At 67.0% G+C, this 13,678-nt stretch carries 8 protein-coding genes; 5 read left to right on the top strand and 3 right to left on the bottom strand.

The features are described 5' to 3' along the window. The first annotated feature begins 190 nt into the window (after positions 1 to 190). From ACQU6B_RS05905 to ACQU6B_RS05895, 3 genes are all read left to right on the top strand, one after another. The gene (locus tag ACQU6B_RS05905) at positions 191 to 1,882 is read left to right on the top strand and encodes a collagen-binding domain-containing protein (RefSeq protein WP_430869118.1); all 1,692 of its coding nucleotides are present in this window, start codon (positions 191 to 193) and stop codon (positions 1,880 to 1,882) included. Between the two features lie 227 nt (positions 1,883 to 2,109). Further along, positions 2,110 to 2,694, top strand: a complete 585-nt coding sequence (locus ACQU6B_RS05900) for a nucleoside deaminase (RefSeq protein ID WP_430869117.1) — start codon at positions 2,110 to 2,112, stop codon at positions 2,692 to 2,694. A gap of 14 nt (positions 2,695 to 2,708) precedes the next feature. Further along, positions 2,709 to 3,371: a 4'-phosphopantetheinyl transferase family protein gene (locus ACQU6B_RS05895; RefSeq protein WP_430869116.1), complete on the top strand. Its 663-nt coding sequence runs from the start codon at positions 2,709 to 2,711 to the stop codon at positions 3,369 to 3,371. Here ACQU6B_RS05895 and ACQU6B_RS05890 read toward each other — a convergent pair. The 3 genes from ACQU6B_RS05890 to ACQU6B_RS05880 all read right to left on the bottom strand — a co-directional run bounded on the left by ACQU6B_RS05890 (position 3,365) and on the right by ACQU6B_RS05880 (position 9,225). Then, entirely contained in the window at positions 3,365 to 4,675 is a 1,311-nt protein-coding gene (locus ACQU6B_RS05890) for a M1 family metallopeptidase (RefSeq protein ID WP_430869115.1), read from the bottom strand. The two genes, ACQU6B_RS05895 and ACQU6B_RS05890, sit on opposite strands and share 7 nt — an antisense overlap. Beyond that, a complete protein-coding gene (locus tag ACQU6B_RS05885; RefSeq protein ID WP_430869114.1) occupies positions 4,672 to 8,526 on the bottom strand; it encodes a Pls/PosA family non-ribosomal peptide synthetase in 3,855 nt (1,284 codons plus the stop codon). Before ACQU6B_RS05885 ends, ACQU6B_RS05890 begins: the two co-directional genes overlap by 4 nt. A gap of 102 nt (positions 8,527 to 8,628) precedes the next feature. After that, a complete protein-coding gene (locus tag ACQU6B_RS05880; protein WP_430869113.1) occupies positions 8,629 to 9,225 on the bottom strand; it encodes a DUF1684 domain-containing protein in 597 nt (198 codons plus the stop codon). A 146-nt stretch (positions 9,226 to 9,371) separates the two neighbouring features. Between ACQU6B_RS05880 and treY the strand changes: the two genes are divergently transcribed. Beyond that, positions 9,372 to 11,885, top strand: a complete 2,514-nt coding sequence (treY, locus tag ACQU6B_RS05875; RefSeq protein ID WP_430869112.1) for a malto-oligosyltrehalose synthase — start codon at positions 9,372 to 9,374, stop codon at positions 11,883 to 11,885. Beyond that, positions 11,885 to 13,618, top strand: coding sequence for a malto-oligosyltrehalose trehalohydrolase (treZ, locus tag ACQU6B_RS05870; protein ID WP_430869111.1), 1,734 nt, complete (start codon positions 11,885 to 11,887; stop codon positions 13,616 to 13,618). The genes treY and treZ overlap by 1 nt, the downstream gene beginning before the upstream one ends. The last annotated feature ends 60 nt before the right edge of the window (positions 13,619 to 13,678 follow it).

Below are 13,678 nucleotides of genomic sequence, written 5' to 3'. Positions count from 1 at the left end.
GGCATTGCTCGAACCGGCTCCTCTGGCTTGTCCCCAAACTTTTTCGAAGCGGCGCCGTCATAAATTGACCTTCGCCCCGTCCTGATTGGCGACACATCAAATGCACCGACCGGACACGCTCCATGGGAGACCCCGGTCGGGTGAGCGCCATCTGACCTATAGGAGAAGTATCATCATTTCGAATAATCGAGTGCGTCCCACAACACTCATCCCGAGAGTCTTCGCGGGCGCAGCAATCACCGCAGTAGCAGGCACCAGTTTTGCTCTCTCGGCCCAGGCCGCCACCGAAACTATGAACCCGTTTGACGTAAACGCGGGATTCACCATCGTGTCCCAGAGTGACCTAGTCCTCGAGAACGCTGAACTAGAAGGCTCCGTCGCCGCATTCGGCACGATTTCGGCAGGAAGTAAGGACAGCTACCCAGTCATTCACGATGCCGCTGGCCAACCGGACTACCTGGTCCCGTTGATCGACGGCTTGCCGGTACGTATTTTGGCCGAGCGATTCGCGGGCACCGGTTCGTTTCAAGTGACGAACAGGGATGACTCCGGGACCATCACTGCCGACTCCCCCGAGGCGAACGCGACCGTCAAACTTGCCCATACCTCCACCCTGACCGGATCGCCGCGAGGCGGCGGCACTGGCGCTGCGGTCGGCGGCGACTTTCTGCGAATCGACAACGGCGAAGGCACCAGCGAGCAGGGACTGATCGATCTCTCCGCAGTCCCCTACACCGACAACGACCTTGACCCTTACTCGACCCAGCGAAGCTCGGTAGCGGATTACTTCGAGCAGCTCGACGAACAGGTCGCGACCGCCAACACATGCCTCAATACCTTGTACACCGACCCATCCGTGGGCAACAGCGTCGTGGTGACCGGCACCGACGGAACCGTCCAGGCTTCGGGCTTCGCTCTCGACAGGCCCAACATCATCAACTATGAAGACATCGCGGGCTCGGTTATCAAACTGGACAACGCTGCCGGTTACGAGCCGACCTCATCGGCCCCCCTCATCGTGCGCATTCCCGCAGGCACCACAAGCATTGGTGAACTGCGTTTTGAGGGCTGGTCTGCGGATCAGTCGGCAGATCAGGCTTTTGCGCGGTACATCATGCTCGACATGTCGGATGTGACGGGCGCCGTAACCATTGACGGACTGACGATGGGGTCCATTTGGGCGCCATACGCAACCATCAATTTCAGCTCGGGAACAACTACCAACGGTCAGTGGTTTGCGAAGGAGGTCTCTGCCTCTGGCGGGGGCGAAATTCATCACCACGCCTTTGCCGGTGCCATTCCTTGCGCCAGCACCGTACCCGAGCCTGAGCCTTCCGTCTCGGCGGAGCCGACACCTGAGCCTTCCGTCTCGGCGGAGCCGACACCTGAGCCTTCCGTCTCGGCGGAGCCGACACCTGAGCCTTCCGTCTCGGCGGAGCCGACACCTGAGCCTTCCGTCTCGGCGGAGCCGACACCTGAGCCTTCCGTCTCGGCGGAGCCGACACCTGAGCCTTCCGTCTCGGCGGAGCCGACACCTGAGCCTTCCGTCTCGGCGGAGCCGACACCTGAGCCTTCCGTCTCGGCGGAGCCGACACCTGAGCCTTCCGTCTCGGCGGAGCCGACACCTGAGCCTTCCGTCTCGGCGGAGCCGACACCTGAGCCTTCCGTCTCGGCGGAGCCGACACCCCGTCCCAGCCCGGAGTCTGGGGTAGAAGCTGAGAACGGAGGCTTCAACGAGGGCGACACCGTTGGCAGCTCTACGTCGCACAGCCTGTCGGAGACGGGTTCAGAGGCCATTAGGGGCGCTCTCATCGCGGCCGCGCTTGTGTTTGCCGGGACGCTCTTCGTTCTCCTCGCTCTGCGACGCGAACGCCTGAAGTAGGCCGCTAGCACGACGCCAAAGAAAGAAGCAAGGGTCGCCGACTTGAACCTCGGCGGCCCTTGCTTATTGTGTTTAGGGGCCCACCTGAGCCTAGGCGTGACTCGGCGAACTGGTTCTGACGGCAGCATCTGGGCCTCAGGGGAAGCAAGCCAGGACACTTGCACATCAAGGGCCGCGCGACACTCCTCGGACACGCGCCCGCAACCAGTTCTGGGTAGGCTCCCGCCATGGCTCTCAACACCTCGTACACCGTGAAACTCCCTGACTGGCTCGTAGACGAGCTCCCCGGCCTCCCCTCGCACATCGGCAGCCACGCGCAGCAGATGGCACTGGTCAACCGCCTCGCCGACCGCAATTGGCGCGAGGGCAATGGCGGGCCATTCGCGGCGATCGTGGTCGACCACGTGACGGGAGAACTCATCTCGGTTGGCGTCAATGTGGTGCTCTCGACCGGCATCAGCTCGGGTCACGCGGAGGTGACCGCTCTTGGGCTCGCGCAGGCCCGGCTCGGAAAGTGGGACCTGGGCGGGGACCGCGACCTCGCCCTAGTGGTCAATTGGCGCCCGTGCATCCAGTGCTACGGCGCCACGATGTGGTCGGGAGTGCGTCACCTCGTCGTAGCGGGCGACGGGCCGGAACTCGAGCAGCTGACCGGCTTCGACGAGGGGCCGATGGTCGCCGACTGGGCGGAACAGTTCGAGCGCCGAGGGATCGAGGTCGTTCAGGACGTGGGACGGGAGGAGGCGCTTGCCGTCTACAGGGCATACGGAATATCAAACGCGCTGGTCTACAACGCCCGCGGCCAGAGTTGAGCGACAATGGCGGCATGCAAGCGCCCGCCATCGTCGTTCGTTGGGCGCGCATCCCTCCAGCGGACACCAACCCCCAGACAGCTCGCCTACGCCGCGCTGAATCGAACAACCTGGCGCTGGCAGCCGCGGGGGCTCTCCTTCGCTCAGAACTCCCCCAGTTGGCCGTGACGCGCCGCTGTGAGGCCTGCGGGAGCCGAGCGCACGGCAGACCAGGCCTGACGACCTCCACCGCCGTGTCCGGCGGTACAGCCGTACCGTCACTCACGGTGTCTATCGCGCGCGGACGCGACGCCGCCATCGCCGCCGTGGCCATCGCTGACGACTCCCATGAGATTGGCGTGGACCTCGAGTCGAGCTCGCAGCCGCTGTCCCCCGGATTCGCCGACGTAGTCCTGGGCGCCGGAGAGCGTGCCCTCCACCCGATGACTAGCGACTCGCTCCTGCGGACCTGGGTGCGCAAGGAGGCGGTACTCAAGGCGGCTGGCACTGGTCTCCGGCTAGACCCCCGCCGAGTGACGCTCGAGGGCCTCAACGTGACGGGCGGCCCGGCGGGCCCGTGGAGCCTCGTCGATCTGGACCTTGCGCCAGACCTTGTCGCCGCGGTCGCCGTCCGGTGCAAGGCGGACCTCGACCTCGGTCTCGACGTCCGAATGAAGCCGGCCGCGATGGACTATTGAACCGGAAGTTCCGGCAACTCCTGCAGGTCGAGCCAGGACTTGAAGAGCCCCCCTAGCGGCCGTCCCGATGCGGAACTTGCGTGGCCGATAAACGCCTCGGTCGACACCGTGCCGTGACGGTAGCGCTCAGTCCAACTGCGCAGCATCGCGAAGAAGGCCGCGTCCCCCATCGTCAGCCGCACGGCGTGCAGCGTGAGCGCACCGCGCTTGTACAAACGGTCATCAAACATGAGGTCCGGCCCCGGGTCGCCGATGGCGAAGTCCTGCGGCAATGCCGCCAATCGTGCGTGGGTGGCGCGAGCGTGGCCGTCAGCCGTTCCGGATCCGCTCTCCTCAAACCACAGCCACTCCGCGTAGCAGGCGAAGCCCTCGTGAAGCCAGATGTCGCGCCAGCGCCCCACAGTGAGCGAGTTGCCAAACCATTGATGCGCGAGTTCATGGGCGATGAGTCGCTCGCCCGCGCCTGAGCCGTCCGCGTGATTCGCCCCGAACACGGACAGCCCCTGCGCCTCGAGCGGGATCTCGAGGTCGTCGTCGGCGACCACCGCCGAGTACGCATCGAAAGGGTACGGACCAAAGTCTCGCTCGAACAGCGCCATCATCCTGGGCTGACTGCCGAACTCCCTGATCGCGGCCTCGCGTAGGTGCGGCGGCACCAGCAGGTGCTGGGGCACGGTCCCGTCCATGGTGACCGTCGCGTAGCGGCCAATCTGGACCGTCGCCAGGTACGTCGCCATGGGAGCGTCCTGCTCGTAAACCCACCTGATGCGTCCCGCGCGCGCCGTGCGGGACGTCAGGGTTCCGTTGGCGAGAACCGTGTAGGAGGACTCCGCCGAGATCACGAATCTGAACGTGGCCTTGTCGCTGGGGTGGTCGTGGCACGGGATCCAGGATGGAGCGCCGTCGGGCTGCCCCGCGACAATCACGCCGTCGGTCAGCTCTTCCCAGCCGACGTCACCCCACGGCCCAATGAGGGGCCCGGGTGATCCCGCATACGTGACAACCACGGTGAATGCCTGAGCCTGCAGGATGCGCTTGGCCAGCCGGATGGTGAGCACCCCGCCGCGGTGCGTCCAGCGGGCCGGCTTGGCGTCGTTCACCACCACCTTTGCCACGCGCAGGTTCGCCAGTGAAAGCACAATCCTGTCGAGGTCCTCGTGCGCGACACCCGTGAGCCTCGCCACTGCGTCGAGGCGATTCGTCGCGACCTTGTAGTCGAGCTCGATCTCGTACCGCGAGATGGACAGGTGAGGGTCGGCTCGTCCCGCGAGGTAGGGATCGAGCGGCGGCGCGGTGAACGTCATACGCCTACCGCGACCACAGGATTGCCGGCCCAGCGGGTCCCTGCGGGGATCGCATCGCCGCGCAGCACCAAGGAAGCGGGGCCGATGCTCGCGCCGTCGCCGGCGCTTGCCGCGGGCAGGATCACGCCGTGAGGACCGATGCTCGCGCCGCGGCCGATCGTGACAGTGTCCATGCTCATCACGCGGTCATGGAACAGGTGGGTCTGGAGCACGCAGCCGCGGTTGACGGTCGCGCCATCACCGACCGTGACGAGGTCGGCCTCGGGCAGCCAGTAGGTCTCGAGCCATACTCCTCGACCTATCCGGGCGCCAAGGCTCCTGAGCCACACGTTCAGCGCCGGTGAACCGCTCGCCGCAGGTCCTAACCACGGCACGGCGACTACCTCGACGAAGGTATCGGCGAGCTCGTTGCGCCAGATGAACGAACTCCACAGCGGGTGGTCTCCCTTGCGTATGCGGCCGACGAGCAGCCACTTCGCGGCGGTCGCAATCGCGCAGGCCACCGACGCTATGGCGAGCACCACGAATCCCGATGCCAATCCAGCCACCAAGATTCCGGCGTTGGCGACCACCGAGAGCAGTACAACCAGAGCGGCGACACCAAGAGCGAACGAAACCATGACAGGAACGATACGCGCCAGTTCGACCAGCGCACGCCCCACCCGGAGTCTCCGCGCCGGCTGGTACGTCCTGGTTCCGTCGCTGTCCGCCGCCACTCTGCGCAGTTGCTGCGGAGGTGAGCCGATCCACGACGTGCCCGCCTTCGCCTTGCGGGGCGTCGCCGAGAGCACCGCGACCAGGCCGCGTTTTGGTACCGCTCGCCCCGGCGCGATCATCCCGGAATTGCCCAGGAACGCTTTCTTGCCGATGCTCGCGCGTTCCACCCGGAGCCAGCCGCGCCCCAACTCGTACGACCCGATCAAGGTGTCATCGGCGAGGAAGGCACCCTCGCCCACAGTCGTCAGCGCCGGAATCATCAGGACGGTGGACGCCTCGACGTCGCGGCCGATGTCGGCGCCAAGAGAGCGCAGCCAGGCCGGCGTCGCGGTCGAAGAATAGAGCGGGAACAGGGTCTGACGCGCGTCATCCATGAGGCGGAAAGTCGCCCAAATCTGCCAACCCGTCCGCGAGCGCACCGCGTGGAAACCCTCGGTCATGCCGATGGACAGCAGGCGGACTCCCGCCCACGTCATCACAAGCAAGACCGCCATGGACGCGAGCGCGCCGACCGGTGCCCACAGCAACGCACCCCACACCGCAGCGGCGAGGCTCGTGGCATCGCGCACGCCCGCCTCGACCACGAGTAGCCCCGCCCCCGCCGCGACGAGCGGCAGCATCGCCAACACCGCCGCGCTCACGCCGTACATCGCCACCCAGCGGCGCCCGCGCGGCGCCCGCTTTGACGGCCACTTCACCTTGGGTCGGCCGAGGAAGGCGGCGGGCGACCCGCCCCATCGTTCGCCCGGCGGTACCGAACCGGTCACCGCGCTGCCCGGCGCGATCTCCGCGCCCTGACCTATCCGGCTACCCGGCGCCAGGGTAGACCTGGTGCCGACGGTTGCTCGCTTGTCCACGCGCACCCGGCCCATCACGAAGATGTCGCCCTCTAGCCAGTGTCCGCTGAGGTCGACCTCTGGCTCGATCGAGCAGCCGTTGCCGAGGGTGAGTAGCCCGGTCACAGGAGGCAGCGCGTGCAGGTCGACGTCCTTGCCCACCTTCGCTCCCAGCAGACGTGCGTACACGGCCGTCCACGGGGCGCACGCGAGGCCGCCCACTCCCGCTGCTGCGGCCCAGCTCTCCGAGAACCACACCCGCAGGTGGACGGAGCCGCCGCGGTCGTACCGCCCGGGACCGATGTGGCGCAGCAAGAATCGCGACACGACGATCGTCGACCCCATGCGCCCACCCGGGCTGATGAACACGATCCAGCCAGCGATTGCCCACCACACCGCGCCCGGCACATCGGGCATCCAGGGTGCTAGGTCGAACACGTCGGCGAGAAGAACCACAATCAGCAGCCATGTCAGCCACCGCAAACCCACGACGATGGCGAGCGGGACGCCCAACGCGATCTGCGCGAATTGGGCGCGCAGCGGCAGCGGGGAGGGCACGTGGCGGTCGGTTGCCTGGGCTGGCACCATCTCCTCTAGGCGTCGACAGAGGTCTCCCAGGCGGGGTTCCTCGTAGACGTCTGCCACCGTGACGGTCGGGTAGCGCTCCCGTAGCGCGGACACGAGCTGCGCTGCGACGAGGCTTCCTCCCCCACTTGCGAAGAAGTCCTCGTCCGGCCCGCTAACGGCGGTGCCTAGCAGCGAGGTCCACTTGGTCGCCACCCATGCCTGACTGGGGGTGAGTCCCGCGGCGCCATCGTCGTTCGCGGCGATGCGTTCGAGGGGCCATGGGAGCGCGGCCCGGTCAATCTTGCCCGAGGTCCGCGTTGGGATCTCGTCGATCACTGTCAGCTGCGGGACGAGGGCCGCCGGCAGCTCCGCGCGCAACAGCCGTCGCGCCTCGTCTAGGTCGATCGTGTCGCCGGCCGTAGCGGCCAGGTAGCCCACCAGGATGGAGGTGCCGGCCGCCGTGCGCTGCACCGCGCAAGCCGCGGCGGCGACCGACGGCAGCGAGCTCATCGCGGCGTCGACCTCTCCCAGTTCGATGCGCCTGCCACCCAACTTCACCTGATCATCAGCCCGGCCTAGGAAGATGAGTCCCTCTTCCTCGAACCGCACCAGGTCGCCGCTTCGGTACGCGCGTTCCCAGCCGAGCTCGGGCGCGGGGGCATAGCTCAGGGCGTCCTTCTCAGCGTCGAGGTAGCGCGCCAGGCCAACTCCGCCGATGATCAACTCACCGCTGTCACCGGCGGCCACCTGCCTTCCGTCCGGGCCCACGACCGCGAGGTCCCACCCGTCCAGCGGCAGTCCGATCCGCACTGGGCCGTTGCCGTCCAGGATCGCCGCGCACGCCACCACCGTCGCCTCGGTGGGTCCGTACGTGTTCCAGACCTCGCGGCCGTGCGTAGCCAATCGGGCCGCAAGTTCGGGAGGACACGCCTCGCCCCCAAAGATCAGCATCCGGATGTTCTCCAGCTGCGCGCCGTCCCACAACCCGGCGAGGGTCGGCACCGTAGAGATAACGGTGATTTCCTGGCTGACGAGCCACGGCCCCAAGTCGATACCGGTGCGCACCAGTGCGCGCGGCGCGGGAACCAGGCAGGCCCCGTGACCCCATGCGAGCCACATCTCCTCGCACGACGCATCGAATGCGACGGAGAGCCCCGCCAGCACCCGGTCTCCGGGGGCCAGGGGCGCGTCCTGCAGGAAGATCCTGGCCTCCGCGTCGACAAACGCGGCCGCCGAGCGGTGCGAGACCGCGACCCCCTTGGGCGTCCCCGTCGAGCCCGACGTGAAGATGATCCAGGCGTCGTCGGTGAGAACCGGGGGCTCGTACTGAGCATCGCTGTGGCCCGGCACGGTGGCGAGGTCTCCCTCGGTGAGAATCAATTTCACCCCGGCCTCCGCGAACACGGTGCGGGCGCGCTCGTCCGGGTCGTCAACATCCACGGGCACGTACGCCGCCCCTGCCGCTAGGACCGCCAGAATCGCGGTGTACAGCTCGGCGGTGCCGGACGGGATCCGTACGCCCACGCGATCGCCACGCCGCACTCCCGAGGCAGCCAGGCCCCTAGCGCCTACGTCGATCGCCGCAGCCAACTCGGCGTAGGTGAGCACTACCTGGCCGTCGTCCAGCGCCGGCTGATCGGGGAAGCGCTGGGCAGTCTCGGCGAAGATCTCCACCAGCGTGCGGGGGGCTGGCGCGAGGTGGGAGCGAACGAGCGCGGCGGAAGTCTTCACTTCGCGATAATCGCACGGAGGACCAACGCTCCCCCGCACCGACGCCGTCTGTTCACCTGTTGTTTGCCTGTCGCGCCCGAAACGCCCAAGCCTCCTGGCATCCTAGAGGTAGAGTTCCCCTACCGGCACGTCCACGCCCAGCCTGTTGCCCGGGCCAGGCAGCGGGCAGGCCCAGGCCTCGTCATAAGCGCAGGACGGGTTGTAGGCAAAGTTGAGGTCAATGACCATGGCGCCCGCGTCACCCCCTAGGTCCGCACCCTTGATGGTGTCGAGAAGGTAGCGTCCCGCCCCGTAGGTCGTGTGGCCCGCCGTCCCATCGCGGAACGGAACAAAGATTCCGCCGCCGTAACTCGCGAGGCGCCACACGTCGAGTTCGCCCAGCCCCTCGAGCCGCACCACGCCCAGCCGCTCGAACGGAACCACGCCATCGGTCCCGGTCTGGACATCCCGCCGTAGTTCGGGCACGTCCGTGTCCAAGGCCACCACGAAACGGTAGGCGGGGTCGTACTCAGCCACCCGGCCGATGCCGGAGTTGTCGCGATCCTCCTCCGCCACCGGAGAAGCGGGGTGCGTGAGCAACATCTCACGCCGCTGATTCACCCACAGCGCATGCGCCGATTGGGGATCCACCTCCGCGCGCACGCGCCGGTAGATGTTAAAAGTGCTGCGCCGCCAGTGGGCCACCTCGAATGCAGTCATGGTTCTCACCGTACATTTGCGGCCCGTTACCTGGGGACGGGGGCGCACCAGCGCGCCTCCACGTTCCGCTCAGCCTGATTCGCTATCCGAGAAACCAACCCGTCACCAGGTTCTGACAGAATGACAGCAACGGATAGGTTGCATACATGACAGACGTAACTCACGAACGTAGCAGGCGACTTGGGCATCGGCTCGGTGCCCCAGTTCCCGTGTCCACATACCGGCTCCAGCTCAACGCGGACTTCACGTTTGCCGACGCTGAGTCGCAGTTGGATTACTTCCAGGCGCTCGGTGTCTCGCACCTTTACCTCTCCCCCATTTTGGACGCTGCACCCGGCTCCACGCACTTCTACGACGTCGTGGATCACTCCCGCATCTCCCCCGTACTAGGCGGGGAGGAGGGCCTACGGCACCTCTCGTGGGCCGCGGGCGAGCGCAACATCGGGCTTATCGCCGACCTCGTTCCCAACCACATGGCGGTGCCCACTCCCGCCTACTTCAACAAGGCGCTGTGGTCGGTGCTGCAAAAGGGCGAGGAATCCGACTTCGCACACTGGTTCGACGTCGACTGGTCCAGCGGGGACCCGGTGCTCATGCCGGTGCTCGGCGAGCGCATCGGAACGGTCCTGTCGCGCGAGGAACTCAAGCTCGAGTCCATGGTCGTGCCCGGCTTCGAGGAGCTCGGCGAGGTGCCCGTCCTGCGGTACTACGAGCACGTCTTCCCCGTCCGCGCCGGCACCGAGAATCTGCCGATGGAGTCCCTCGTCGAGGAACAGCACTATCGCCTCGCGTATTGGCGTGTGGCCAACGAGGAGCTGAACTACAGGCGCTTCTTCGACGTCGGCTCGCTCGTGGCTGTCCGCGTCGAGGACCCCGACGTGTTCGACGCCACCCACCGGGTGATCGTGGACCTGGTGTCCGACGGCACCCTCGACGGGCTGCGCATCGACCACCCCGACGGGTTAGCGGACCCTGCGGGCTACGTGTCCCAGTTAGCCGATGCGACGAACGGCGCCTGGGTAGTGGTCGAAAAGATACTCGAGGACGAGGAGCGCCTGCCCACCTCGTGGAAGACCGCTGGCACCACCGGGTACGACGCGGCCTGGCGGATCGGCGCGTTGCTGCGCGACCCCGCCGGATCCTCACCCCTCGCGGGCACGCTTCACCGGGTCACGGGCGACGCGATGGGCGCGCTGCCCGGCATCGTCGACGAGGCCAAGCGCGAGATCGTCAAGGAGACGCTGTCGAGCGAGGTTCACCGCCTCGCGACCATCACCCACGCGATCTGTGATTCCGATGTGCGCCTGCGCGACCACACCTGGCGGTCCATCTATGACTGCCTGCGCACGCTGTTGGTTGCCTTTGACCGTTACCGCGCCTACGTGGTGGCCGGCGTGCCGCCCAAGTCGATGTCCCTCGAGGCCATCGCCCACGCCGAGGCGCTCGCTCGCGAGAGCCTCGACCCGGAGCGCCACGAGACGCTTGAGGTGGTCGTGGACCTCTTGCGCGGCGCCGAGGTTGGCAGCGCGGGACGCACCCAGGAGTCGAGCCGGCGCGAACTCATCACCCGATTCCAGCAGGCATGCGGGGCCGTCATGGCAAAGGGCGTCGAGGACACCGCCTACTACCGATGGACTCACCTGCTGCCTCTGTGCGAGGTCGGCTCCCCTGCGTCGCGCTTCGCCATGCCTCCCGCGACATTCCACGCGTGGGCGGCCGAGCAGCAGCAGACTTACCCACACGCGATGACCTGCCTGTCCACTCACGACACCAAGCGCTCGGAGGACGTCCGCGCCCGCCTGGGCGTGCTGAGCGAGGACGCCGACGGCTGGGACGACCTGGTGCGCCACCTACAGTCGGCGACCGAGAAGTATCGTCCCAGCGAGCTCGACGGCCGCATGGAGAACCTCTGGTGGCAGATCCTGATCGGCACCTCGGACGAGTCCGAGTCCATGGAATGGGAACGGCTCGAGGGCTACCTGATCAAGGCCATGCGCGAGGCGAAGACCTTCACTACCTGGACCTCCGTGAACGACACCTACGAGGCCGCTGTGCTGAAGTTCGCCAAGAAGTCCCATCGGGACGAGGACGTGCGCACCCTGGCCGTTGCCTGGCACGAGCACACGGCCAGTGGCGTGCGCGCGGCGACGCTCAGCATGAAGCTCATCCAATTGACGATGCCCGGCATCCCGGACGTCTACCAGGGAACCGAGTCGGTCAATCCCACCCTGGTGGATCCCGACAACCGGCGCGCCATCGACTTCGACACCTACGCGTCGACTCTTGGCCGCGTGCTGGGCCGCTCCAAGCCGCGCTCGCTGGCCGAGGAGAAGCTTCAGGTCACGGCCCGCGCTCTCCACGCCCGCCTCGACCACCAGAACGCCTTCACCGGCCCCGAGGCGGGGTACCTCCCGCTGCCGTCGTCGTCCGGGCACGCCGTTGTGTTCGCCCGCACGGTCGCCGATGATCCCCAGGTGGTCACCGTCGCTACGCGCGTCGCACTCGACCTGAAAAACCTGGGCGGCTGGGCCGAGCACACCGTGCAACTTCCCGCGGGCACGTGGCGCGACGTGATCGGCCGTGCGACGTTCGAGGGCGGGGCGGTGCCGCTCGCCGATCTCCTCAAGAACTCCCCCGTGGCGCTGCTGGTGAGGGCCTAATGCTCGCGCGCGTCTGGGCGCCGCATGCCGCGAACATCGTGTGCGTCGCGGCCGTAGGCGGCGTCGAGCAGCGCTTGCCGATGCAGCTCGGCGACGACGGCTGGTGGAGCGGCCCGGAGCTTGTGCACGGAGCCAACTACGGGTACGAGGTCGACGGCGACGGCCCCTGGCCGGATCCTCGTAGCGCCGCGCAGCCCGACGGAGTTCACGCGCTGTCCAGGGTCTTCGACACCGGCCTGCATCGCTGGACCGATTCCGAGTGGACGGGCGTCGACGCGCTTGGATCCGTGTTCTACGAGCTCCACATAGGCGCGTTCACTCCGCAGGGCACGCTGGACGCCGCCGCGGCGCAGCTTCCCGCGCTGAAGTCGATCGGCGTGGACATCGTCGAGCTGATGCCCGTCGCTCCCTTCCCCGGGCGTCACGGCTGGGGTTACGACGGGGTTGCACTGTTCGGCGTCCATCAGTCCTATGGCGGACCCGCCGCGCTGCAGAGGTTCGTGGACGCCGCCCACCGCGCTGGACTTGGCGTGTGCCTCGACGTGGTCTACAACCACCTGGGCCCAGACGGCAACTACCTGTCCAAGTTCGGCCCGTACTTCACCGATGTGCACCACACGCCGTGGGGCTGGGCGGTCAATCTGGACCAGCCCGACGCGGACGGCATGCGGCGATTTGTCTGCGACAACGCCCTGCGCTGGTTCAGCGAATTTCACATCGACTGCCTGCGCCTGGACGCGGTGCACGAACTCAAGGACGACTCGCCTCAACACGTGTTGGCCCAACTGTCCGACGAGGTGGCCACCCTCGCCGACCGCATCGGCCGCCCCTTGTCGCTGGTGGCCGAGTCTGACCTAAACGACGATGTGATGGTGACCCCGACCGCCCAGGGCGGCTACGGCATGACTGCCCAGTGGAACGACGACGTGCACCACGCGTTGCACTCGTACCTGACTGGGGAGCGTCACGGGTATTACACGGATTTTGGATCCGTCGAGGCCCTCGACAAGGTGTACAGGGAGGTCTTCTGGCACAACGGCACCTACTCCCCGTTCCGCGACGCGAACTGGGGCAAGCCCGTCGATCCCGCTCGCGACCGGCGCCGCTTTGTGGTGTGCGCCTCGAATCACGATCAGGTCGGTAACCGCGCCATCGGCGACCGTCCATCCACCACTCTCACCGCCGGAGCGCAGGCAGCCTCGCTCGCCTTTATCCTGCTCTCCCCCTTCACTCCGATGCTGTTCATGGGTGAGGAGTACGGCGAGACCCGACCGTTCATGTTCTTCACTGACCACGACGAACCGTTGGGCAGCGCCGTCTCCGAGGGGCGAATGAGCGAGTTTGGCGGTCACGGCTGGGAGGAACTCTACGGACACGAGATCCACGTCCCTGACCCCCAGGATCGCATCACGTTTTTGCGCTCCAAACTCGGTGACGGCGTTGCCGCCGAGGGCAGCGAGCACGACGCGCTGCGCACCTGGGAGCTCCAACTCATGGCGCTGCGCCCGCGTATTCAGCCGCGCGACAGGTGGGACGCCCACCCTCCTGGGGTGTCGGAGTCGTCACCCCGCGTCGTCACGATGCACGGACCACTCGCCGTGCACGCCAACCTGAGTGAGGACGCGGTGACCATCGACACTACGAACGTGGTCGCGACCTTCGGGGAGGTCACCGTCGACGCCGACGGACGGGCCGTGCTGGAGCCCGACGCGATTGTTGTGGAAGCGCCGTAGTTTCCCGACGCGCGCCGGCCTGACGCGCTAGCGTGTCCATACCGACGTCAAAGGAGACCG

The organism is Demequina aurantiaca, from assembly GCF_050598105.1.
Taxonomy (GTDB): Bacteria; Actinomycetota; Actinomycetes; order Actinomycetales; family Demequinaceae; genus Demequina; species Demequina aurantiaca_A.
This window is presented reverse-complemented; position numbering and strand designations above follow the sequence as displayed.

Coding starts and splice junctions, on each gene's coding strand:
- ACQU6B_RS05880 (WP_430869113.1), bottom strand. CDS start 9,225: ATGACTGCATTCGAGGTGGCCCACTGGCGGCGCAGCACTTTTAACATC.
- ACQU6B_RS05900 (WP_430869117.1), top strand. CDS start 2,110: ATGGCTCTCAACACCTCGTACACCGTGAAACTCCCTGACTGGCTCGTA.
- ACQU6B_RS05895 (WP_430869116.1), top strand. CDS start 2,709: ATGCAAGCGCCCGCCATCGTCGTTCGTTGGGCGCGCATCCCTCCAGCG.
- treY (WP_430869112.1), top strand. CDS start 9,372: ATGACAGACGTAACTCACGAACGTAGCAGGCGACTTGGGCATCGGCTC.
- treZ (WP_430869111.1), top strand. CDS start 11,885: ATGCTCGCGCGCGTCTGGGCGCCGCATGCCGCGAACATCGTGTGCGTC.
- ACQU6B_RS05890 (WP_430869115.1), bottom strand. CDS start 4,675: ATGACGTTCACCGCGCCGCCGCTCGATCCCTACCTCGCGGGACGAGCC.